18 protein-coding genes and 2 pseudogenes are annotated in these 21,044 nt (G+C 40.0%); 10 read left to right on the top strand and 10 right to left on the bottom strand.

Features of this window, described 5'->3' with window-relative positions; translation table 11 throughout:
- Nucleotides 1-10 precede the first annotated feature (10 nt).
- Entirely contained in the window at nucleotides 11-1,225 is a 1,215-nt protein-coding gene (gene argJ, locus A3G3_RS0100530) for a bifunctional glutamate N-acetyltransferase/amino-acid acetyltransferase ArgJ (protein WP_026212760.1), read from the top strand.
- Nucleotides 1,226-1,293: 68 nt separating this feature from the next.
- Here argJ and A3G3_RS0100525 read toward each other — a convergent pair whose 3' ends face one another.
- Complete coding sequence (locus A3G3_RS0100525; protein ID WP_019518586.1) at nucleotides 1,294-2,592, bottom strand: lytic murein transglycosylase; 1,299 nt, start codon at nucleotides 2,590-2,592, stop codon at nucleotides 1,294-1,296.
- 368 nt (nucleotides 2,593-2,960) lie between these two features.
- Here A3G3_RS0100525 and A3G3_RS13860 point away from each other — a divergent pair, with 368 nt between their 5' ends.
- From A3G3_RS13860 to ppnP, 4 genes and pseudogenes are all read left to right on the top strand, one after another.
- Complete coding sequence (locus tag A3G3_RS13860) at nucleotides 2,961-3,980, top strand: energy transducer TonB family protein (RefSeq protein ID WP_019518585.1); 1,020 nt, start codon at nucleotides 2,961-2,963, stop codon at nucleotides 3,978-3,980.
- A gap of 62 nt (nucleotides 3,981-4,042) precedes the next feature.
- The gene (locus tag A3G3_RS0100515) at nucleotides 4,043-4,606 is read left to right on the top strand and encodes a MotA/TolQ/ExbB proton channel family protein (RefSeq protein WP_019518584.1); all 564 of its coding nucleotides are present in this window, start codon (nucleotides 4,043-4,045) and stop codon (nucleotides 4,604-4,606) included.
- 25 nt (nucleotides 4,607-4,631) lie between these two features.
- Nucleotides 4,632-5,039: an ExbD/TolR family protein gene (locus tag A3G3_RS0100510; RefSeq protein ID WP_019518583.1), complete on the top strand. Its 408-nt coding sequence runs from the start codon at nucleotides 4,632-4,634 to the stop codon at nucleotides 5,037-5,039.
- A gap of 73 nt (nucleotides 5,040-5,112) precedes the next feature.
- Nucleotides 5,113-5,399: pseudogene (gene ppnP, locus A3G3_RS12810) on the top strand (pyrimidine/purine nucleoside phosphorylase).
- Between the two features lie 110 nt (nucleotides 5,400-5,509).
- On the opposite strand, the gene A3G3_RS0100500 reads toward ppnP, so the two are convergent.
- From A3G3_RS0100500 to A3G3_RS0100475, 6 genes and pseudogenes are all read right to left on the bottom strand, one after another.
- Nucleotides 5,510-8,395, bottom strand: a complete 2,886-nt coding sequence (locus tag A3G3_RS0100500) for an ImpA family metalloprotease (RefSeq protein ID WP_019518580.1) — start codon at nucleotides 8,393-8,395, stop codon at nucleotides 5,510-5,512.
- Nucleotides 8,396-8,542: 147 nt separating this feature from the next.
- On the bottom strand, nucleotides 8,543-9,220 hold the full coding sequence (gene thiE, locus A3G3_RS0100495) for a thiamine phosphate synthase (protein ID WP_019518579.1): 678 nt from the start codon (nucleotides 9,218-9,220) through the stop codon (nucleotides 8,543-8,545).
- A 168-nt stretch (nucleotides 9,221-9,388) separates the two neighbouring features.
- Nucleotides 9,389-9,538 (bottom strand): hypothetical protein, encoded by a 150-nt coding sequence (locus A3G3_RS14405; protein ID WP_156802057.1) that lies wholly within the window; start codon nucleotides 9,536-9,538, stop codon nucleotides 9,389-9,391.
- Nucleotides 9,522-9,713 (bottom strand): annotated as a pseudogene (locus A3G3_RS14180) (DNA polymerase IV); the annotation flags it as partial. The pseudogene A3G3_RS14180 and the gene A3G3_RS14405, both read right to left, overlap by 17 nt.
- A gap of 41 nt (nucleotides 9,714-9,754) precedes the next feature.
- A complete protein-coding gene (locus A3G3_RS12805) occupies nucleotides 9,755-10,645 on the bottom strand; it encodes a LysR substrate-binding domain-containing protein (protein ID WP_407635252.1) in 891 nt (296 codons plus the stop codon).
- Between the two features lie 68 nt (nucleotides 10,646-10,713).
- On the bottom strand, nucleotides 10,714-11,103 hold the full coding sequence (locus tag A3G3_RS0100475; RefSeq protein WP_019518577.1) for a type II toxin-antitoxin system HicB family antitoxin: 390 nt from the start codon (nucleotides 11,101-11,103) through the stop codon (nucleotides 10,714-10,716).
- Between the two features lie 311 nt (nucleotides 11,104-11,414).
- Between A3G3_RS0100475 and A3G3_RS0100465 the strand changes: the two genes are divergently transcribed.
- The 4 genes from A3G3_RS0100465 (at nucleotide 11,415) to A3G3_RS0100450 (ending at nucleotide 16,161) form a co-directional block, all read left to right on the top strand.
- Entirely contained in the window at nucleotides 11,415-13,037 is a 1,623-nt protein-coding gene (locus A3G3_RS0100465; RefSeq protein ID WP_019518576.1) for an AmpG family muropeptide MFS transporter, read from the top strand.
- Nucleotides 13,027-13,875: a peptide chain release factor N(5)-glutamine methyltransferase gene (gene prmC, locus A3G3_RS12800; protein ID WP_019518575.1), complete on the top strand. Its 849-nt coding sequence runs from the start codon at nucleotides 13,027-13,029 to the stop codon at nucleotides 13,873-13,875. The genes A3G3_RS0100465 and prmC overlap by 11 nt, the downstream gene beginning before the upstream one ends.
- Nucleotides 13,876-13,886: 11 nt before the next feature.
- On the top strand, nucleotides 13,887-14,714 hold the full coding sequence (locus tag A3G3_RS0100455; protein ID WP_019518574.1) for a HesA/MoeB/ThiF family protein: 828 nt from the start codon (nucleotides 13,887-13,889) through the stop codon (nucleotides 14,712-14,714).
- Between the two features lie 130 nt (nucleotides 14,715-14,844).
- Nucleotides 14,845-16,161 (top strand): ABC1 kinase family protein, encoded by a 1,317-nt coding sequence (locus A3G3_RS0100450; protein ID WP_019518573.1) that lies wholly within the window; start codon nucleotides 14,845-14,847, stop codon nucleotides 16,159-16,161.
- On the opposite strand, the gene A3G3_RS12795 is transcribed toward A3G3_RS0100450, so the two are convergent.
- Nucleotides 16,158-18,440, bottom strand: coding sequence for a DNA primase (locus A3G3_RS12795; protein WP_019518572.1), 2,283 nt, complete (start codon nucleotides 18,438-18,440; stop codon nucleotides 16,158-16,160). The genes A3G3_RS0100450 and A3G3_RS12795 overlap by 4 nt on opposite strands.
- Nucleotides 18,441-18,557: 117 nt before the next feature.
- Nucleotides 18,558-19,658, bottom strand: coding sequence for an outer membrane protein assembly factor BamD (locus tag A3G3_RS0100435; RefSeq protein ID WP_019518571.1), 1,101 nt, complete (start codon nucleotides 19,656-19,658; stop codon nucleotides 18,558-18,560).
- Nucleotides 19,659-19,790: 132 nt separating this feature from the next.
- Here A3G3_RS0100435 and A3G3_RS0100430 point away from each other — a divergent pair, with 132 nt between their 5' ends.
- Nucleotides 19,791-20,816, top strand: a complete 1,026-nt coding sequence (locus A3G3_RS0100430) for an RluA family pseudouridine synthase (RefSeq protein ID WP_019518570.1) — start codon at nucleotides 19,791-19,793, stop codon at nucleotides 20,814-20,816.
- On the opposite strand, the gene A3G3_RS14655 is transcribed toward A3G3_RS0100430, so the two are convergent.
- Complete coding sequence (locus A3G3_RS14655) at nucleotides 20,813-21,028, bottom strand: nitronate monooxygenase family protein (protein WP_019518569.1); 216 nt, start codon at nucleotides 21,026-21,028, stop codon at nucleotides 20,813-20,815. The genes A3G3_RS0100430 and A3G3_RS14655 overlap by 4 nt on opposite strands.
- Nucleotides 21,029-21,044: the final 16 nt, after the last annotated feature.

Raw genomic sequence — 21,044 nt, 5'->3', positions numbered from 1 at the left:
GGAGCAAAACGTGTCAGTTGGAAATGTCAATTTAAGTGAGCTTTTGCCAATCAAAGGCATCAAAATCGGTATCACCGAAGCCCACGTCCGCTATGCCAATCGCAAAGATTTAACCATTTTTGAAATTTGCGACAACGCAAGCGTAGTGGTGGTTACCACACAAAATCAGTTTTGTGCCAGCCCCGTGCAACTCGTGCGTGAATTTATCAAAAATGATACCCCACGCTATTTGCTAATTAACACAGGTAACGCTAACGCAGGGACAGGGGCTGACGGCAACGAGCGAGCTTTGGCAACTTGTCAAGCCTTAGCGAATAAAACAGGCATAAAAGTGAGCCAAGTTCTACCGTATTCTACAGGAGTGATTGGCGAATTTTTACCGTCTGATAAAATTATTGCAGGGCTTGATAATGCTTTGGCGGACTTAGCCGAAGATAATTGGTTAAATGCCGCCCACAGTATTATGACCACTGACACCACGCCAAAAGGTCATAGCGAACAGGTAAAAATTGACGGTACGACCTATACTGTAACAGGTATTAGTAAAGGAGCGGGCATGATACGTCCAAATATGGCGACTATGCTCGGCTTTGTGGCAACGGATGCAAATATTGATAAAAATTTATTACAACAAATTTTAACAAAAATTGTGAATAAAACGTTTAACCGCATTACTGTGGACGGTGATACATCGACCAATGACTGCTGTACACTCATTGCCACAGGGCAAGTCGGTGAAAAAATTGACAGTGAAAATCATTCGCATTTTTTAGCAATTTATCAAGCAATTTATCAGGTCATGTTAAAAATCGCCCAACTCATCGTGCGTGATGGTGAAGGGGCAACCAAATTTATCACCGTAAAAGTGTCTGGCGGAAAAACTACCGAAGACTGTGCCAAAATTGCTTATGCTATCGCTCATTCACCACTGGTAAAAACTGCCTTTTTTGCATCCGACCCAAATTGGGGGCGGATTTTGGCAGCGGCAGGCTATGCAGGTGTGGATTTTGACCAATCCAAAGTGAGCGTTCATCTTGACGAAATCAAAATCTGCGAGCGTGGCGGACTTGCGGACGGCTACACCGAAGCACAAGGGCAAACGGTCATGAGCCGACCAGAAATCAGCATTCATATTGACTTGGGGCAAGGGCAGGCGAGTGACACGGTTTACACTTGCGATTTGTCCTATGATTATGTGAAAATTAATGCCGATTATCGTTCCTAATCTGATGACAAGCAATAAAGCAAAAAAACAAGGCAAGCACCTTGTTTTTTATTTTTAAAATCAATGGTTTAATATACCAATCCACTCACCGAACGCTGGCTAATAAATCCGTCTGCTACTTGTCCATTGGCTAATTGCCAACGTTGAAATGCCAAACGGGTATTATTCCCCAAAATTCCGTCAACACCTTTGGTATCATAGCCGAGCGATGTCAACCGCTCTTGTAATTGACGCACTTGGTAGCCTGATAATGGCTGTTCATAACGCGGGAAATCTGCCTGTAAACCGCTCTTGCTGATGATGCCTTTTGCCAATAAGCTCACGCCCAACGCGTAGCTAGATGAGTTATTATAAACACGAATGGCATCAAAATTACGTGTGGTGAGCAACGCAGGGCCCGCCTGTCCAGCAGGTAGCCAAAGTTCTGCTAGTTCTTGGCTTGGCAAGGTGCTGTTATCAATGCTTTGTACGCCAAGGGCTTGCCATTTGGCAATGGTTTTTTTACCGCTTAATTGGCGATAATCAAAATTGCTTGGCAAACGCACTTCATAAAATGGATTTAAGCCACGTTGCCAGCCTGCATTTGCCAAATAACTGGCGGTTGACGCTAACGCATCGGCACGATTAAACGGACTGCGATGCCCATCACCGTCACCGTCCACGCTTTCATCGAGCCATGTTTTTGGGATAAATTGGGTATGTCCCATGCCCCCTGCCCAAGAGCCTTTGAGTTGTGATTGTTGCAAATCGCCACGTTGTAATAATGTTACCAATGCCAATAGCTGATTTTCGGCAAAGTCTTGGCGTCTGCCATCATACGCCAACGTCGCTAAGCTGTCCACCAATGACGCATTACCCATACCTTGTCCAAATGATGACTCCATACCCCAAATCGCTGTGACGATTGACGCAGGCACGCCATATTGACTTTCGGCACGCATCAACACATCGCTGTTATTTGCGTATTGGCGTTTGCCTTGATTGACACGGTTGGAAGATACAGCACTGTCCACATATTCCCACGGCATTTTGACAAATTCGGCTTGATTGCGGTCGGCACTCACTACCCGTTCGTTATATTCAGCATTTGCCAACAGATTTTCCAACATATAGCGATTGACACCGTTTGCCGATGCACGGTTGATAAAATCCATCTTCCAATCATAAAAACTGTTGTAACTTTGTTTAATCACAGGGGCTTGCAAGGTTAGTGTTGGGCGTTGCACAGGCTTGGTCGGTACGATTACCGTGGTTTGGCTTGGTGGTGTCGGTTGTTGTGGTGTGGTGGTACAGGATACCACGAGCAACGCTGCCACACTGATGCTAAGCGTTTTTGCGATAAATGTTGGGGTAAATAAATCACGCATTTTCATTATCCATTGTTAACATAGGGTAAAATATAAAAAATCGTTCGTGCTGAGCTTGTTGAAACATAAAGGTTTTTTTAAAAAAAGTTGCAATATTGTAACAAAAATTTTTGCATAAAAGCTAACAATTTTGTGACAAGATGTAGCCTGTCTAGGAATTTTTAATCACAATTTAACAAATTTAGCAAAAAATCTCAGATTTTTTATAAAAAAAGTTGATAATCATTATCATTTGCTTTATTATTGTGATATTTTTTTAATGCTAAAAATTTGCATTGACTTAGCGATTTTAATAAATACAACAATATGACTATTTTAAACAATTTTTAACAGATAAATTAACAAAAGTTGTGAGTTTTGGAAAAATTATGCGTGACGGTTATCTTGAGCAACATCCTAAAGTAAAATATAGCGTGATTACGTTGGCGTTGGCAATTCATGCGGTCGTGGGCGTAGGGCTTGTCAATATGCCAATGCTAAAGTTACAAACACCTGCCACAGTTGCACCGCTAGAAATCACCATGATGACCGAACCAAAACTGGTAGAAAAGCCTACTGAAGCTCCCACAGAGCCTGAGCCTGAAGTAAAACCCGAACCAAAACCAGTTGTAAAACCCGTACCGCCACCGCCTAAGCCTGTAAAACCGAAGGTTACTCCACCACCACCAAAACCTGTGGAAAAACCAAAAGAAATTATCAAACCAAAAGATACGCCAAAACAAGAGCAACTTTTGACAACAGAAAAAAATAAGCAAGACAACACCTTTGAAATAGAACGTCAAAAGGAACGTGAACGCCAAGAGCGTGAAAACCGTGAACGCCAAGAGCGTGAAAACCGTGAACGTCAAGAACGTGAAAACCGTGAACGTCAAGAACGTGAAAACCGTGAACGTCAAGAACGTGAAAACCGTGAACGCCAAGAGCGTGAAAACCGTGAACGTCAAGAACGTGAAAACCGTGAACGTCAAGAACGTGAAAACCGTGAACGTCAAGAACGTGAAAACCGTGAACGCCAAGAGCGTGAAAACCGTGAACGTCAAGAGCGTGAAAACCGTGAACGTCAAGAGCGTGAAAACCGTGAACGTCAAGAACGTGAAAGCAATACACCTGTTGAATTATCCAGTAGCGAAATATCATGGGCAAGACAACCCCGTTTTAACCTTAATAATGTAGGCAATGCAGGTGAAAGCCTAAATGTATCCGTACGTTTGAGTGTTGACAAACAAGGTAAAATCACAGGGGCGAGTATCACAAAATCTAGCGGTAATCCAAAAGCCGACCGTTTGGTATTGCAACAAGTACGGACGGGGCGTTTTAACCCATTTAAACGCAATGGCAAACCTGTTGCGGGTAACGTGACAGTGCCATTCAAAATCAATGTTTTTTAAAATTATTTTAATTAATTGTTTAATAGTTTATTTATTTTAGCTAATTCACTAAAGGAGTCTTTATGGACTTTGCAAAATACTGGCAACACACTGATGCTGTCAGTCAGACTTTATTTTTTATTTTAGTTGCTTTATCGCTAACGTCTTGGATTGTGGGTATTTTACGCCTAATTCAAAGCAAAAAAATGACTGAAACCCTTGCCGATGACCTAGCCGAAAATATCGGACAAAAACAAAAAGCGGTTAGCAATCTACCACTTGAGCGACAAAAAACCGTCATTGAACAAATTTTGTTACAACAAATTAGCCGTTACCGTTTTGAGAGCGAAAAAGGCTTGGCAATTTTGGGAACGACGGCGTCTATCGCCCCTTTTATTGGGCTGTTTGGTACAGTTTGGGGGATTTTTCATGCCTTGCATCGCATTGGCGAGTCAGGGCAGGCAGGGCTTGGGCAAGTTGCAGGCCCTGTGGGTGAAGCCTTAATTATGACAGGTTTGGGCTTGGCGGTGGCAATTCCTGCGGTGATTTTTTATAACCTTGCCAATCGGTTAAACCGCAAAGCCTTGCACGTTGCCAACGATACCGCTCATGAACTGCTTGCTAAAACCGCAAGCCAAACCGCTTAATCGTATTCACATAAAGGAAACCAAAATGGCATTTCAACTGGGTGAAGATGATAACCAAGGCATGAATGAGATGAACCTTATTCCCTTGATTGATATTATGTTAGTGTTAATGATTATCTTTTTGGTAACGGCAACGGTGCTAAACCCAACCGTACCGTTAAGTTTGCCAAAAACCACCGCAAGTGTTAGCGAATTACCACCTGAAGTCATTCAAATTAGTATTGACAAAGAGGCAGGGATTTTTTGGGATAGCGAAGCAATTAGTTTAGAAGAGCTACAAAAACGCCTAACAGCCGAAGCCCAAAAAGGTACTGACCCACAAATCCAACTGCGAGCCGACAAAGATGGACGTTATGAAACTGTCGCTCAAGTGTTAGCAAGTGCCAGTCATGCAGGATTAAGTAAAATTTCGTTTGTCAGCGATACGCAATAATCCAACATCATCCTTGACAATGCTAAAAAGAACGCTATGATAAGGTTTTTATCGCAAACTTTAAGGAATGTATATGTTAAAAGTTAACCAATATTTTGACGGTGCAGTGGCATCTATTGGCTTTCAAACCGCAACGTTGCCTTCAACTGTCGGCGTGATGAAAATTGGCGAATACGAATTTGGTACGAGCCAGCTTGAAACATGACTGTGGTCAGCGGTGCATTGACGGTACTATTACCAAATGCAAACGATTGGCAAAACTTTGGCGTGGGTGAACTCTTTACCATCGATCCCAACCAAAAATTTAACGTCAAAACCGACGTAGAAACCGCCTATCTATGTACTTATGAAGATAAGTGATTGTTGTTAAAGTTGTTTAAAAATTGTTTAAAAAAAACTAGGGTGGGTTAGCAATCAGCATAACCCACTTTTTTGTCAAATTTTTTATTAAACACTTGCCAACAAATGGATTATAAGTTAATCCATTGTCCTTCTTGTAAAAAGTTGTTCCGGTCTTTGGTTTGGTTATAAAAATCCAATGGGGCAACAGGCAAGTTTAACATGGCGACCGATGATTTGGCTTTGTCCGAAATTGGCAAACCATATAGATTAAACACGTCTTTTAAATCTTTGCCAACAATTTTTGATGAGAGCATATACACGAGTTCAGGTGTGCTAAAGTCTTTGTCGCTATACGCACCCAGTCCGTATTTGGCTTTTTCTTCGGCATTAGCTGTTTTCCAATCAATTTGATTGACCAAACGGTTAGCTGTGTTTAACAAACGGAAAAATTCAAATATACCTTGACTGTCAGGTAAGGCTTTGGCTTGTTTATGTTTGGTATAGAGCATAGCAAGTTGCATGGTAACGGCTTGTTTGGCATTGGGATTGGTGTAACCATTGCCTGACCAAAGACGTTTTTCCATGTCTAAACGCAAGGCTTCGCCTGTTTTGCCTGTATTTCGGCTTTCATGGATTTGGCTTAACAATGCCCAGTGAGCAAAATTCCGACCGTTGTTATTTTGTTGATACAGTTCATTTTTACGAAGCATGCTTAGGCCTGATAAAATGTTATTATCACATTCCACACCACAGCCAATCGTCTCGCCTGTTTCGCTGGATTTAAAGGTCATGGATAGTACACGCTGAACCGTATTATGCCCAAGCTCATGTACCCAGCCCCAGCCTGTATCAACGCCATAATAAGCATCAATTGGGTGTCCAGAACACAACGCCCCACAGGCAGGTAACCAACCCACCATATGCTGAACGTTTGGCGGATTGTGGATTTTGCCCATACAATCCCAACCAAGCTGATTACAATAAGTTTGGGTTGATGCATCAATCGGCATATTATTATAACCGTTGGCGATATGGTTACTGTCAAAAATCACCGCTTTAATTTGCTCAGTATATTGCTGTGGCGTACGGTTGCCAATGCTATTTAACGCTTTGCTGTTGAGTTGTTGAATTTCACCGCCAATGAGTTTAATGGTACTCCAACCAAATAAATTTTGGCGTAAGGCTTGCGATGCTTCGTCAATCTCACCTTGACTCATGGCTTTGGTAAAGTCAAAGTGAGCGTATTTTGCCACACCTTTTACTTTTAAGGTAACTGTTTGTCCTGCGGTTGCGTTGTTATAATTTAACATCAACACCCCACCAAATGGACTGTTAAAATCAGTGACTGTATCATTAATCGGTACACTCACACTGTTTGGCTTGGCAGGGCGTTTGTACTTGTTGTCCTTTTCGGCAACGGTACGGATATAGCCTGTTTGAATGTTCAGATTGGCTTTATCGGCATTGACTACTTGGATTTGTGCTGTTTTGGCAGGAATAACTGCACGTCCAATCGCTGTAATGCCATTGCCCTGTGGTAAGGTTAAGGTAATGGTTTCCCAGTCGCTAGATACTGCCAAATCATTGGCAGTTTTTGGCATATAGTCGCCAGCCCCTTCACTCGGTGCAATGCTCATTGGACGTTTATAATCCACCCATTTATCCGCAATCAAAGTCATCAGTGTACGGCGGTAAAAGGTTTCATCATTCATATCAAAACCGTCATACACCGCATTTTTTCGCCAACCATCGGCTAACAATGCCAAATTTTTGCCAATGGTACTATTTTGGCTAAAGACCGAATGACCGATTTGGTTTTGTTGGTTAAAGAAAGTTTGTATGTGCTGAATGCTATTTTTGGCTTGCTCATAGCCTGCTTTATCAAACGGATTGCCATTATTTAGATTGGTTAATAAGTTGGCTAAACCAGCGAGTTTTTCGCTAAAGGTTAAAACATTGTCTAAACGATTGTTGCTAGAAGATGTTAAGTTAGCGGGACTTGCAAAGTAGTTTCCTGCATAGCCTTGTAAGTCAATGCCATACTGACGCAAAAAGTTTTCTCGTCCATCATTATTTGCCCACCAACCACCGCCTACATATAATAACGGTTTTTTGGCAGTTTGGTATTGGTTAAATAAACGCTCTAATAGACGCTGGTCGCTAATATTGGCATGACCGCTACCGATGATTAATAAATCTGCGGATTGCCAACAGGTATTATTTTCACTAAATAAATCACAAGCGATAAGCGTTGGTGTAATATCATATGTATTTTTAAAATAATTTTTAATGACCGTATCTTTATAACCAACGTAAGCAATGGTTAACGGTTGATTTTGACTTAAATTTTTATCAGCATCTCCCAAGATTAGCCAGTTAATCCCACGTTGTAACATAGGGGCGTGATTTTGATGGCTAATACCAACTTTTGCCAAAATATCAATGCCATAACCTAAAAAACGGCTGTCATTTTTCACAGATAAGGTACTAATCGGTACGCCAGTATCGCTTGTTAAAATATCACGGCTAACAAATGGGTCACTTGCTCGTAAGGTATTGCTATCAGTCATACCCTTAAATTGTAAATCCAAAGGCTTGCTATTCTCAGATAAGATAGATTTTACCACTTTATCAAGATAGGTTTGTTGCGTATTGATGGCTTGAACAAGTTGTTGCAGGAGTACACTTTCATCCGTTGCCCAATTTGCCACTACATCACTACTATTGCCTGATTGTTGAGCCTTAGCGATACGTTCGGCAGGGGTTAGGGCTTTTGGCGTTTTTGGGATAGTCGGTGTTGGTACTGGTGTTGGTACTGGGGTCGGATTAATGGGGGTAACAGGGTTGCTTGGTGTGCTATTATTAGCGTTATTAGGATTGGTGTTGCTATTCTTTGAGCTGTGATTAGATGAGTTGCTACATGCGGTCAATGTCAACGTAGCAACCACCGCTAATGATAGCGGTTTAATTGCCAAAGCGTTTAAAGGAATGGATTTCACAGAAAATTGTAACATAATCGTCCCGTTTTAAGGTTAAAATAGATGAAAGCTGTTGGTTAAAAACAACAAAATATAAAATTTTATCGCTATTATAAGGCAAAATGGTTATTGGTCTAGTATTTTCAGACAGTCTTTAGCAAAATACAGATAAACTGATGTTTGTTAATTTTTTCTAAAAATTAATGATTGGTTTAACAGTCGTCTAAGCTGTTGACTAGCATGAAATGGATTGTCTTTTGCCAAAATCGCCGACACCACTGCCACGCCTGCCACGCTAATTTTTTGGGTGTGAAGTTGTTGTTGCAAGCTAGGTAAATTCGTTTCGTTAATCCCACCAATCAGCACAATCGGTAAATCTACCGAATCCATGATTTCTACGAGCGTTGCCATATCTAGCAGTTTGGCATCGGTTTTGGTACTCGTGCCAAATACCGCCCCAACGCCAAGATAATCTGCCCCTTGTTGATGTGCTTGTACCGCTTCTGTCACGTTACGAGCCGATATGCCAATAATTTTATTGTCACCCAACAGTTGCCGAGCAATATCGCATGGCATATCTGATTGCCCCAAATGCACGCCGTCTGCACCGATCGCCAATGCAATATCAAGGCGGTCATTAATCAAAAGTGGCACATCATGCAATTGACAGCGAGTTTTTATTGCTACCGCCTGTTGATAAAAGGTGCGTGTATCAGCGGTTTTTTCTCGCAGTTGCACAATACTCACCCCACCCAAAATCGCTTGTTCTACCGCATCAATTAACGATGTATCTTTTGGCAAACAGTTTTGGTCGGCGACTAGATATAGCTGATAAGGATTTTTTTGCGTTGGTTTTAACATTATTTTTTCCAAAATTTAACAAGTGGTTTAAAATTAAATAAATAAATCCAATTGGCTTTGATTGTGATAATTTTGCTCGGTTAAATTTGAATAAGTTACGTCCACCAAGCGAATGGGTAACGGTTTTAGGGCGTTATCATATAATTGTTTTATCCAAAATTCCGCTTGCTAAGGTGTGCGAGCGAGTTTTTGTTTTTTGGCTAAATCGGTAAAGGCAGTGGCATTTTCTATCAATAGTTTGTCAATAATTAGCGTATCGTCACGGCTATTTTGCAAAAAAGTAGTTTCAGAACCGATAGATTTATGGCTGCTTTTCAAGGGATTTTAGAGTGGCTTTGTCTATACCATGAAATTTTTTGACAGGTAAATTGGCAATAAAATCCAAAGCTTGCTCGAATAAAATCACGGTTGTGCCGTTGGGTTTGTTCATATCCGATGCGATTTTGGCAAGCATTTTGTTGTAGGACACGCCTGCCGAACAGGTGAGGTTGGTTTCGTCATGTTAACCGTTTAATTTTTTAAACTGTTTAGTTTTTAGCCAAATTGTTTTTCACAAATATCAATAAACGCTTTGGTAAAACTGCGTACTTCGCTATCGGCACGTGTGGCAATCCAAGTCACGTGTTTGCCAAAGATTTTGGTCGGAATTTTTACCAAATTGCGATAATGTTCGCCCTCAAATGCCATTTCTGCAATTGTACCAACCCCCATACCCAAGCCTACATACGTGCTAATCACATCGGCATCTAGTGCGGTTAGCACGATATTGGGTTCAATATTTGAATCAGCAAACACTTTATCAATCGCCCCACGACCTGTAAAACCGCCGTGATAAGTGATAATTGGATAATCTTTCAAAATTGACAAATCGTCAATGCTCGGCAAACATGCCAACGCATGCTCAATCGGCACAATAATATGGTGATACCAATCGTAATAACGAACACAGTGCAAATTATCCTTTGCCAACAGCGATTCGGTGGCAATGCCGATATCCACTTGCCCTTGTGCTACCATATTGGCGATAGACTCGGGGTCGGCTTGGTTCAAAATCAAATGTACATTCGGAAATTGTTCTTTAAACCGTTTTACCACCCATGGCAACACATAACGGGCTTGGGTGTGGGTGGTGGCAATAGATAACTCGCCTTTGGTCGGATTTTGAAAATCAAGGGTCAAATTTTCAATGGTGCGAATTTCCACAAAAATCTTTTCAATATGTGGCAATAACTGTTCGCCAATCGGCGTTAAACCGACCAAACGTTTACCTTGTCGCACGAACACATCGGCACGCAACTGGTTCTCCAAACTGGCAATATGTTTGCTCAAACTGGACTGACTGGTATGTAGCACTTTGGCAGACTGGCTTAGATTATAATTGTTAATCACCGTTTGCCACACGGTCTCCAGTTGTTTAAGTTGGATTTGTAGGTGTCGTTGATTAATGATAATATTCACCGCCATGCCGTTTTGCCCTTTTTAACTGATTGTTTTTATTCTTTTTCTAAAAGCTGCTTTAGGGCAGTGATGATAATCTTTTCCATGGTTTCATCAGGGTGTTTTTGGGTGATTTTTTTAAACAATTTAACGGGTAATTGTAAATTTAATTCAATACTTTCACCCATAATTCTCGCCAATTCCACGCTGACAATCGCCCAAGTGTAGCCAGAATACTCAGGTTTTTTTAAATGGTCAGAAATCGGCGTGGGTTGCGGAATTTTTTTATCATTTTCAATCAGTTGGTGCAAATGGGCAATTACTCCCATGCGGGCATTTGTCACCACATCTGCCATATTTTTACCTGTGATATTTAATTCTGGAATATCAGGCACGGTTACATGATAATTTTTGTCTTTATGAAAAATCGCAATTGGATATTGCATTCTGTATTCCTTTAAGTTCAGCCTTTACGGTTTTCGCTTGCTAATTGCGAATAATGGATAATTGTTGTTAAATTTTACAAAAATTTATACAAAATGAAAAGCATAATGACTTAATTATAGCATAAGTTCATGGTGATTTTTTCGTTTTTTTACAAGTTATTGCGTTAAAACTCGGTATCAATTGACCGTAATTTGCAAAAAAATGGCTAAAATGAATGATTTGGCTCTATTTTTGATTTTGTTGTGGCAAAAAATCGATTATACTAACGCTTTTAAACTCTAATTTTAAATTTCAGCGAACTGATATTGCTATGACCACCGATAATCAACCCACCTCTGTAACAACGCTCAATACAGACAGGCAACCCAAAAACCCCAAAAAAACTTGGGGTGATGCGTTTTCTGCGTATATGGATAGACGTGTTTTAACTTTGATTTTATTGGGTTTTTCGGCTGGCTTGCCGTTTCCGTTGATTTTTTCTACCTTGTCAATTTGGCTTGATGAAGCGGGTTTTGACATTAAGCTGATTACCATGTTTAGTTGGGCGGGTTTGGCGTATTCATTCAAATTTATTTGGTCGCCCCTGGTGGATATTGTGCCTTTGCCTATTTTGACAAAAAAACTGGGGCAACGCCGTGCGTGGCTGTTGGTCGCTCAAGTGTTGATTTTGCTGATGACAGTTATGCTCGGTTCATTTAGTCCGATATCTGAGCAAGTTTTGGTGTATATGGCGGTGTTTGCTGTCTTGCTTGGTTTTTCATCGGCAACGCAAGATATCGTGATAGATGCATATCGTATTGAAATTGCTGATGTTTCTTTGCAAACGGCTTTATCGGCATCTTATGTAGCGGGTTATCGCATAGCCTATATTTTGTCGGCAGGTGGGGCGTTGTTTTTGGCATCTTGGTTTGGCTCGGTGGAAGGGCATTATAGCTATGAAGCGTGGCAAAAAACTTATTACGTCATGGCAAGTTTTGTCGGTGTCGGGATTTTAACTACCTTATTTGTTGCCAAACCTACCGTTGCGGTCAAACGCCACGAAAGAAAAACCCAAGATTATTTAAATTTATTTTTGTTATTTTTAGTCGGTGTTGGGACGTTTATTGGTAGTTTTATCCTAATAGGCAATGTCATGGTGGCGATGCTTGGGGATTTAACCGCCATTAAAAGCCCTTTGTTAAAATTTTTGATTGAAACGCTAAAATTTGTGGTTTCGGCTGTTTCAGTTATTTTGGTCGGCACAGTTTTGGTAAAAGCCAATGTGATTAATAAACAAGTGGCAATGGAAGTTTGGGTTGAGCCGATTAAAGATTTTTTTGTACGATATGGTAAAAAGGCCATTTTACTCTTGTTATTAATCGGTTTGTACCGCATTTCAGACATAATCGCAGGGGCAACTTCCAACGTTTTTTATACCAAAGAACTTGGCTTTACCAAAGAAGACGTAGCAACAGCGGTAAAAACAGTCGGCATGATAATGACGATTTTGGGTGGATTTGTTGGCGGTTTGTTGGCGGAGCGTTTTCGTGTCATGCCTGCGATGATGATAGGGGCGATTTTGGCATCGGCGAGTAATTTACTGTTTGTGTTGTTGGCGATGAAGGGGCATGATTTTACCTTTTTCTATTTGGCAGTTGTGTTAGATAATTTAGCATCTGGGCTAGCGAGTGCAGTCTTTTTGGCGTTTTTATCGTCTTTAACCAATATTCGCTTTACCGCCGTGCAATATGCCGTATTAAGCTCGTTGATGACACTCACCCCTAAGATTTTATCAGGCTATTCAGGCAGTATGGTGGCGGAAATGGGCTATGCCAATTTTTACACTTTTACCGCTTTGATTGGCTTGCCGATTTTGTATTTGGTCTATTTGGTGGATAAAAAAATTATGTTAAATCAAACGATTAATACAGAAGATAACCAAAATGCAAACTAAAAATTTGTTAAAAACGTTGCTAAAAAACAGTGATATTGACCGCCAAACTAATCAACAACTTTTAATTCATATTTTGCAAAAAAATCACAGTTTTTTAATCAGTCATGACGATTATGAATTAACCGATGATAAATTGCAAAGCTACCAAAAGTCACTGGACTTGCTAAAAAATGGCAAGCCACTGGCGTATGTGTTGGGTTACCAAGGGTTTTGGAAACATGATTTTTTGGTGAATGAAAATACCTTAATTCCACGTCCAGATACCGAAATTTTGATTGAAACGGTATTAAATTATATTCAGGAAAATAGCCTAAGCAATTTAAAAATTCTTGATTTAGGTACAGGCACTGGCTGTATTGCTGTCAGTTTAGCTTACGAAAAACCGAATACAAAGGTAATAGCTGTTGATTTTTCAAAAAATGCTTTAGAAATCGCCAAAAAAAATGCCGAAAGGATAGGGGTAAAAAATATTCAGTTTCTACAAAGTGATTGGTTTGATAATATTGATAAACAAAAGTTTGATATTATTGTGTCAAATCCGCCTTATATTGATAAAGATGATAAACATTTAGCCAATTTAACCCATGAGCCAATCACTGCGTTGGTGGCAGAAAATCATGGATTGGCAGATATTGAAACCATTGTTGGTCAAGCCAAAGGCTATTTAAATGACATGGGGTTGTTAGCGATTGAGCATGGCTATGACCAAGCGGGAAAAGTACAACAAATTTTTACTCATCATGCTTTTTGTCAAATTAAAACTGTCAAAGATTATGGCGGAAATGATAGAGTAACCTACGGTTTTTGCTCTAATTTTAATCAAAACTTAATAAAATAGCCTAAGCAAATATGATACAATCTATTTATCAAAATAATTCTAACAAAACATCAAAAATTCAAAAAAATCAAGTATTAACCGATGCTGAGATGTTCCGTTACGCACGCCAAATTTTGCTAGACGGTTGGGACATTGATGCCCAGCTACGCCTAAAAAATGCCTGCGTGCTTATCGTTGGGGCAGGGGGCTTGGGCTGTCCACTTGCCGAAACCTTGGTGCGGGCGGGCGTGTTGGCGGTGCATATCGTGGACGATGACACAATAGATGAGAGCAACTTACAGCGTCAATCCTTGTTTACGCCAAAGGATGTTGGACAATCTAAAGCCTTGGTTGCACAGCAAAAATTGCAAGAAATTAACGATTTTTGCCAAATTTTTGCTTATCAAACACGGGTAACTTTGGACAATTATGCCCAAATTGATTTCTTTACTAATTTGAAAAATAGCCTAAGCAAATATTTATTAATTTGTGATTGCACCGATAACTTCAAAACACGAGACCACATTAACCAAATCGCTGTCAAAGAGAATTTGCCGTTATTATCCGCCTCAGCGATTGCTCAAGTGGGGCAGTTGGCGTTATTTGAGCCGTACCAAAATACAGGGTGTTATCATTGCTTATTTCATGGTGAAGGCGATGACAGCCGAAATTGTGCAACCAGTGGCGTGCTTGCGAGTACCACGCAAATTATGGGTAATCTGCAAGCTCAAGTGGCTTTGACGTTTTTGGGGCTTGGTAAAAATTCAATCGCTCAAACGTTGTTACTTTGGCAGGGGCAAAGTATGTCGTTACGCAAAATGAAATATAAAAAAGATGAAAATTGTCCTGTATGTGGTTGATTTAATTATGTTAAAATATAACAAAAGACATTGTTAATTAAATATATCTTACAAAAAACCTTAAAATCTATCTTTATTTAATAATACCTAACAAAAATTATAGCCACTCAGAGTTATTTTAGGTCCGTTCATGAAAACTAAAAATTTATTTAAAAAATCTATAAATATCATCCAACGAGTCGGGCAGACCGCTACCATCGCAGGCAGAACTGGCTTACGTATTGCCCAAGGCGAAAAAATGTCGCCAACCTTACTCAAACATAGTTTTGAACAGCTTGGCACGACTTATATCAAAATCGGTCAATTTATTGCCAGTACGCCGTCTATTTTTCCACGAGAATATGTCGAAGCATTTCAAGGTTGTCTTGACCAAACCACACCAATGCCATATATGTATATTGAAGATATGCTAAAAAATGAATTAGAAAAAAATGGTAAAAATTTAACGGATATTTTTACCAGTATTGACCCAAAACCACTCGCATCAGCCTCCATTGCTCAAGTGCATTCTGCTGTACTAAAAAACGGTGATAACGTGGTGTTAAAGGTGCAAAAACCCAACGTTGATACTATTATTGATACTGATTTGGGTATGATGTACGGTTTGACAAAAATCATGGATATGCTCGCACCGTCATTAAAATTTGCCAGTATTTCATCGATTATTGATGAAATTCGCTTAAGAATGTCTGCAGAAACTGACTTTCTACAAGAAGCCAAAAATATTGATGATTTTCAAGATTTTTTGGAAAAATCGGCTAATCAAAAAGTGATCGCCCCCAACGTATATCACGAGTTAAGCACACGAAAAGTGTTAGTGATGGAACGCTTTTTTGGGGTATCTATGATTGATGATGTGGCGATGCGACAGTATTGCAAACACCCTGCCGAAGTCATGGCAGATACGCTCAATACTTGGTTTGCAAGTTTAATGATGTGTAACACCTTTCATGCGGATTTGCACGCAGGGAATTTGATGTTATTGACCGATGGTCGGATTGGCTTTTTGGATTTTGGCATTGTTGGAAAACTTGAACCCAAAGCATGGCAAGCGTGTGTGTTAATGATGGATAGTTTTGCCAAAGAAGACTATCGTGGTATGGCTCGCCACATGATTGACATGAATATAACCCACGATGCACGGCTGATGAATGTGGATGAGTTGGCGGATGATTTACGCATGGTGATGAAAAAAATCCTTGCCGAAGATAGCTTGTTTATCGGTAAAACCATTGATAAAACTGACCCGACCAAACTCAAAGACCACGCCGATGAAATCAATCAAATGATGTTACAAATCGTTGAAGTTGGCAAACGGCATGGTATTCATTTTCCACGAGATTTTGCTCTTTTAACCAAACAATTATTGTATTTTGACCGTTTTATGAAAGTACTTGCCCCTGAAATGGATATGTTTCAGCAGGATAGTATCAAAATGCTAGGTTAATCATCTTTTTGTTGTAACCACTGCTGATACCACGCAACAAACCGTCTGACTTTTGTATTATAATAATTAATATTTACCAAGTTTTTTTCATTGGCACGCTGTTTTTCTAACGTATCTTTGATATTAACCAACATCAGTTCGGTAATCAAATCACCAATATCCGTAACATTGCGTTGGCGTAAACTGATAAAAAAATCCACCCAATGTCCCGCCAACGCCTGCCGTAACGTTATCGGTAAGCCTGCAAAAATAAAATGGGCTTTGGCATTGATAACTGCAAAATCATCAGCATCCGATTGTTGTTTTACCTGCATTTCAAGTTGTTCTAATGGCTCTTGAATACTCTGTATCCAGTCAATCAGCTGATAGGTTTCTTTGTCAACAACTTGTTGCCACGTTATCGGTTCAATCGGATGTTGTTGTAAATGTTGCTCGGTTCGGATTTCTAAGGCTTTTTCCGCTTGCAAAATCCGAGACAACCGTGCATTTTCCGACTTTTGTTCGTCATCAGTCGGTTGGTAAACGTCATTAAACACGTCATACACAGGTTTTAAATCTTTTTTGGCAATGTCTAGGTAAAAAAAGTTAACTTGATTTGCCCCTGACATTTCAAGCAGATGTTCGACAAAAAAATGATTGATTTTTTGGTGAATTTTATTGCCAAGAATGCTCGGTTGATACAAAAAACACAGTTGTAACAAGCGTTCTTTGGTAAGTTCGCTATCAAAATTTAACAATGCATCTTGGGTATTTTGATTGGTTTTACGTTTGCCAAGCCCCAAGCGATTTCGCATTTCTTCTCGTAACAGCCAACCGTAGCTACCTTTTGGTAGTTTTTGAGTTAAGTCGCTCACGTCTTTGAGCAGTTTGGCACGTTCTTCTGGTCGTTCGGTATTGTAACGTTGGCTTAACACCGAAAACACATATTGCGATAACGGAATGGCGTTGGCAATTTGTTGTTCCATTGCTAATTTGCCGTGGGCTTTGACAAAACTGTCTGGGTCGTGGTTGTTTGGCAAGGTCAAAAACCGCAATTCTTTGCCGTCAGTCAATGCAGGTAGAGCCGTTTCCATGGCTCGCCATGACGCTTTTTGCCCTGCCAAGTCGCCGTCAAAACTTAAGGTTAACACAGGATTTAACTGCAATAACCGTTCAATTTGATTGGTCGCAATTGACGTTCCCATGCTCGCCACCGCACCATACACGCCTGCCTGATGTAGGCTAATCACGTCCATATAGCCTTCTACTACTAGCCAATTTTTGGCTTTGGCAAGCCGTCCTTCGTATAGACCGTACAAAATTTGCTGTTTATGAAAAACAGGGGATTCGCTTGAGTTGAGATATTTTGGTGTTACATTATCTGCTAACGCACGCCCTGCAAAGCCGACAACCCGCCCTTGATTATCACGAATGGGGAAAATGACCCGTTCACGTAAAAAATCATAATCCCTGCCTTTTTTTGATGTTTGTACCAAACCCAACATTTTCAAGCCTGAAATATCTCTAGGAAAGGCATTTGCCAAATTTTGCCAACCGCTCGGAGCGTAGCCCAAGCCAAAAGTCGCCATGGTCTCATCCGTCAAGCCACGCTGTTTAAAGTAGACTTGAGCCATAGAATTTTTTGCCAATTGTTGTTGATAAAACTCGGCAACATGGGCTAATAAATCGTACAAACTAGTTGAGCCGTCTTCTAACTCAGCGATGTCAATTGCATCATAATCCCTCGGCTGGTAAAAATTCGCACTGTCTGTAAGTTGCCCGTTATCAGTGAATAATGCGTCAAAATTAACCGTTTGGTTATTATCAAAATTTGCAGGAATAAAATCATGATTAAATTTAGGCTCAGCACCATTTTCTAAAAAACAGTTTTCATCGTGATAATTATTGTCACTATTGGCAAAATCTGGTGGATTTAACGGTTGTTGATTTTGTTGTGTCTGTTGTGTTTGTGGTTTTGGCTGACGTTGATAGGTTTGATTTTTTTGTATCGGTTCTTTTGGCAATTCAATGCCTGTTTGTTTGGATAATTCTTTTAACGCCTCGCCTGCAGTGAGGTTTTCGTATTCTTTTAAAAAGGTAAGTGCATTGCCTTTTGCCCCACAACCAAAGCAATTGTACAGATTTTTTTGCGGATTGACAAAAAACGATGCCGTTTTTTCACCATGAAACGGACAACAGCCTTTAAACTCATTGCCAGATCTTTTGAGTTCAACGTGTTTGCCAATGATTTTGACAATATCCGCTTGTTGCAGAATTTGTTCAATAATGTGATTAGTCATGGAAAAATTGGGAAATATTTAATGCTTAAAAAATTAAAACGGATTAAAAAAGGTGCGAATGGCTCACACCTTTTGTATTTTTTAAATAATATTAAAAATTAATATTAAAAAAATAAATTAATGCTGTTCGTCTTGTGGTAAATCCAAACCAATATTTAGATTTTTTGGTTTTCTTAACAAGCTTTCATTATCATCCGTTTTAGCCTCAGTATTTTCTTCAGGAGCAAGGCGTAAATTTGCCACGCTTTGCATACTTTGCACGATTTGGGGTTTTGTGGCAATATCGCTTGTCGTGGCTTGATTAACCACAACGTTATCGGTACTTTTTCCCAATAATCCAAGCGTGGCTTTGTTTAACCAATCATTCGCCGTACGTGTATTTTCTAGGCGTACCAAGCCGTTATTTGCCAATAAATTTGGATAATTGATTTTTAATAATTGCTTGTATTGAGTGGCGGTGTCGCTCATGCCAAGTTTGTCATAGCTATAGGCTAGGGTAGCAATCGCTTCAGGCACGGCTAGACTTTGTGGATAATATTGGAACACCCACTTGGCACGGTTGGCAGATGCTAGGTAGGCTTTACGCTTGATATACCAACGAGCGACTTCCATTTCATTTTCGGCAAATTGATTGTACAAATACCGCATCCGCAACGCACTATCAGGGGCATAAGGGCTATTTGGATATTTGGTAATCAATTCTTGAAAATTGCTAAATGCCAAACGGTAATAACCCACATCACGGTGTGCAGGGTTTAATTTGGTATATTTCATGATACCGTTGCTAGCGGTTTGCATATTGGCAACGCCACGCACATAGTAGGCATAAGAAACTTGTGGGTTGGTTGGATAAAGTTGGATAAATTTTTCGGCACTGGCGACGGCATCTTGATAATCGCCATGTTGAAAATAACCATACATCAAATCAAGCAACGCTTGTTCACTATAATCACCGACTGGATAAAATGTGCGTAAATCGTTTAAATTGGCAATCGCCTTGCTATAATTGCCTTTATCAAAATTGGCTTTGGCTTCTTGGTAATAAGCTTGTTCGCTTTTTTCAGCTTTTTCGGCTTTGATTTCGTTTTTTCCACCAAAAAGCTTGTTAGACTTTAAACTTTGGCAACCTGTCAATCCCATCACGGCAACGGTCAACACTGACACGCCTGCCAATTTTAAACCAGACATTTTGTTAAAAACTGTGTTAGCATTTTGCATAAAAACCTCGTTTTTGTTTTTTTTACAAAAAATTTTGCAATAATTTTGTCATTATACGAAAAAAAATTTCGCTAAGTTTATCATGATACGCTATACTTTTAAATCTATTTTTAACGCTTTTGAGAAAACACCATGCAAACTGAGCAAAATTCAACAGATTTTATTGAAAATGATGCAGAAAATCTTCAAGATTTTAACCAAATCATACAACAAAACTACACCCCAAAAGACTATGAAATCGGTGAACGAATTGATAAAATCGCCACATCTGCTTTTGAAAATTACTCCAGAGAACAAGTCAAAACTTGGCTAGAAACAGGCGAATTAACCGTCAATGGCAAAGCAGAAAAACCCAAATATCGGTTAAAATTTGGCGATGTTTTACAATTAAATGCGACCCTTGCCGAGCAACAAAGCGATATGCCTGAAAATATACCGCTTGATATCGTGTATGAAGATGATGCCGTTTTGGTCATTAACAAGCCTGCAGGCATGGTGGTGCATGGCGGAGCGGGCAACTGGACTGGCACGCTGGTCAATGCGTTACTGTATCATTACCCAAATAGCAAACATTTACCCAGAGCTGGCTTAGTACATCGGATTGACAAAGAAACCACAGGGCTTATGGTGATTGCCAAAGACAGTCAAAGTCAGCTACACCTGATTAATCAGCTAAAAGACAAGTCGGTTTATCGCCATTATCAAGCGTTGGTATTGGCAAATGTGGGTGAACTTGTTAAACATCATACCATTAACGCACCGATTGGACGCCACCCAACCAAACGCACCCAAATGGCGGTGGTCGGCTCTGGCAAGTCTGCCGTTACCCATATTGACAATGTGCAAGAAATTTTTGAAGGGGTGAGTTTGGTCAGTGTACGGTTAGAAACTGGGCGAACACATCAAATCCGTGTGCATTTGTCGCATTTGGGGTATCCTTTGCTGGGTGACCCTGTGTATTATGACAAACGCAAAACGGCGATGTTGTTAAAACATTTTAATGATGATGAAAAACAGGTGATTGAACGTTTTGCACGTCAAGCCTTACACGCTTATGAGCTGGGTTTTGTGCATCCAAAAACTGGCGAAAATAGGCAGTTTACCGCAGATTTGCCAGATGATTTTCAAGATTTGTTGGATTTTTTGATTAATTCTTAATGCAAAATTCTGTCAATAATTGATTTTACCGAGCCTGCCTGAGCAAGCGGTGCATTTTGCCCTGCCCAAAAACTGTTAAAATAATCTTGGTAAGGATTGTTTTTGTACTGTGCTAAATTATTTTTTAAATGATTTAGCACAAATGACGCATAAGGAAAAGGCGGAACATTGTCATTCACAAACGCAAAATCACGCATAAATGGCGTAACCATACCACGAGCCACACCA

Origin of the sequence: Moraxella boevrei DSM 14165, assembly GCF_000379845.1 — a bacterium.
Lineage (GTDB): Bacteria > Pseudomonadota > Gammaproteobacteria > Pseudomonadales > Moraxellaceae > Faucicola > Faucicola boevrei.
This window is presented reverse-complemented; position numbering and strand designations above follow the sequence as displayed.

Excerpts from the sequence above, each read along its gene's own strand:
- A3G3_RS0100455 (WP_019518574.1), top strand. The coding sequence starts at position 13,887 with ATGATACAATCTATTTATCAAAATAATTCTAACAAAACATCAAAAATT.
- A3G3_RS0100435 (WP_019518571.1), bottom strand. The coding sequence starts at position 19,658 with ATGCAAAATGCTAACACAGTTTTTAACAAAATGTCTGGTTTAAAATTG.
- A3G3_RS0100510 (WP_019518583.1), top strand. The coding sequence starts at position 4,632 with ATGGCATTTCAACTGGGTGAAGATGATAACCAAGGCATGAATGAGATG.
- A3G3_RS0100500 (WP_019518580.1), bottom strand. The coding sequence starts at position 8,395 with ATGTTACAATTTTCTGTGAAATCCATTCCTTTAAACGCTTTGGCAATT.
- A3G3_RS0100465 (WP_019518576.1), top strand. The coding sequence starts at position 11,415 with ATGACCACCGATAATCAACCCACCTCTGTAACAACGCTCAATACAGAC.
- A3G3_RS14655 (WP_019518569.1), bottom strand. The coding sequence starts at position 21,028 with ATGGTTACGCCATTTATGCGTGATTTTGCGTTTGTGAATGACAATGTT.
- thiE (WP_019518579.1), bottom strand. The coding sequence starts at position 9,220 with ATGTTAAAACCAACGCAAAAAAATCCTTATCAGCTATATCTAGTCGCC.
- A3G3_RS0100450 (WP_019518573.1), top strand. The coding sequence starts at position 14,845 with ATGAAAACTAAAAATTTATTTAAAAAATCTATAAATATCATCCAACGA.
- A3G3_RS0100525 (WP_019518586.1), bottom strand. The coding sequence starts at position 2,592 with ATGCGTGATTTATTTACCCCAACATTTATCGCAAAAACGCTTAGCATC.
- A3G3_RS0100430 (WP_019518570.1), top strand. The coding sequence starts at position 19,791 with ATGCAAACTGAGCAAAATTCAACAGATTTTATTGAAAATGATGCAGAA.
- A3G3_RS0100475 (WP_019518577.1), bottom strand. The coding sequence starts at position 11,103 with ATGCAATATCCAATTGCGATTTTTCATAAAGACAAAAATTATCATGTA.
- A3G3_RS0100515 (WP_019518584.1), top strand. The coding sequence starts at position 4,043 with ATGGACTTTGCAAAATACTGGCAACACACTGATGCTGTCAGTCAGACT.
- prmC (WP_019518575.1), top strand. The coding sequence starts at position 13,027 with ATGCAAACTAAAAATTTGTTAAAAACGTTGCTAAAAAACAGTGATATT.
- A3G3_RS12795 (WP_019518572.1), bottom strand. The coding sequence starts at position 18,440 with ATGACTAATCACATTATTGAACAAATTCTGCAACAAGCGGATATTGTC.
- A3G3_RS13860 (WP_019518585.1), top strand. The coding sequence starts at position 2,961 with ATGCGTGACGGTTATCTTGAGCAACATCCTAAAGTAAAATATAGCGTG.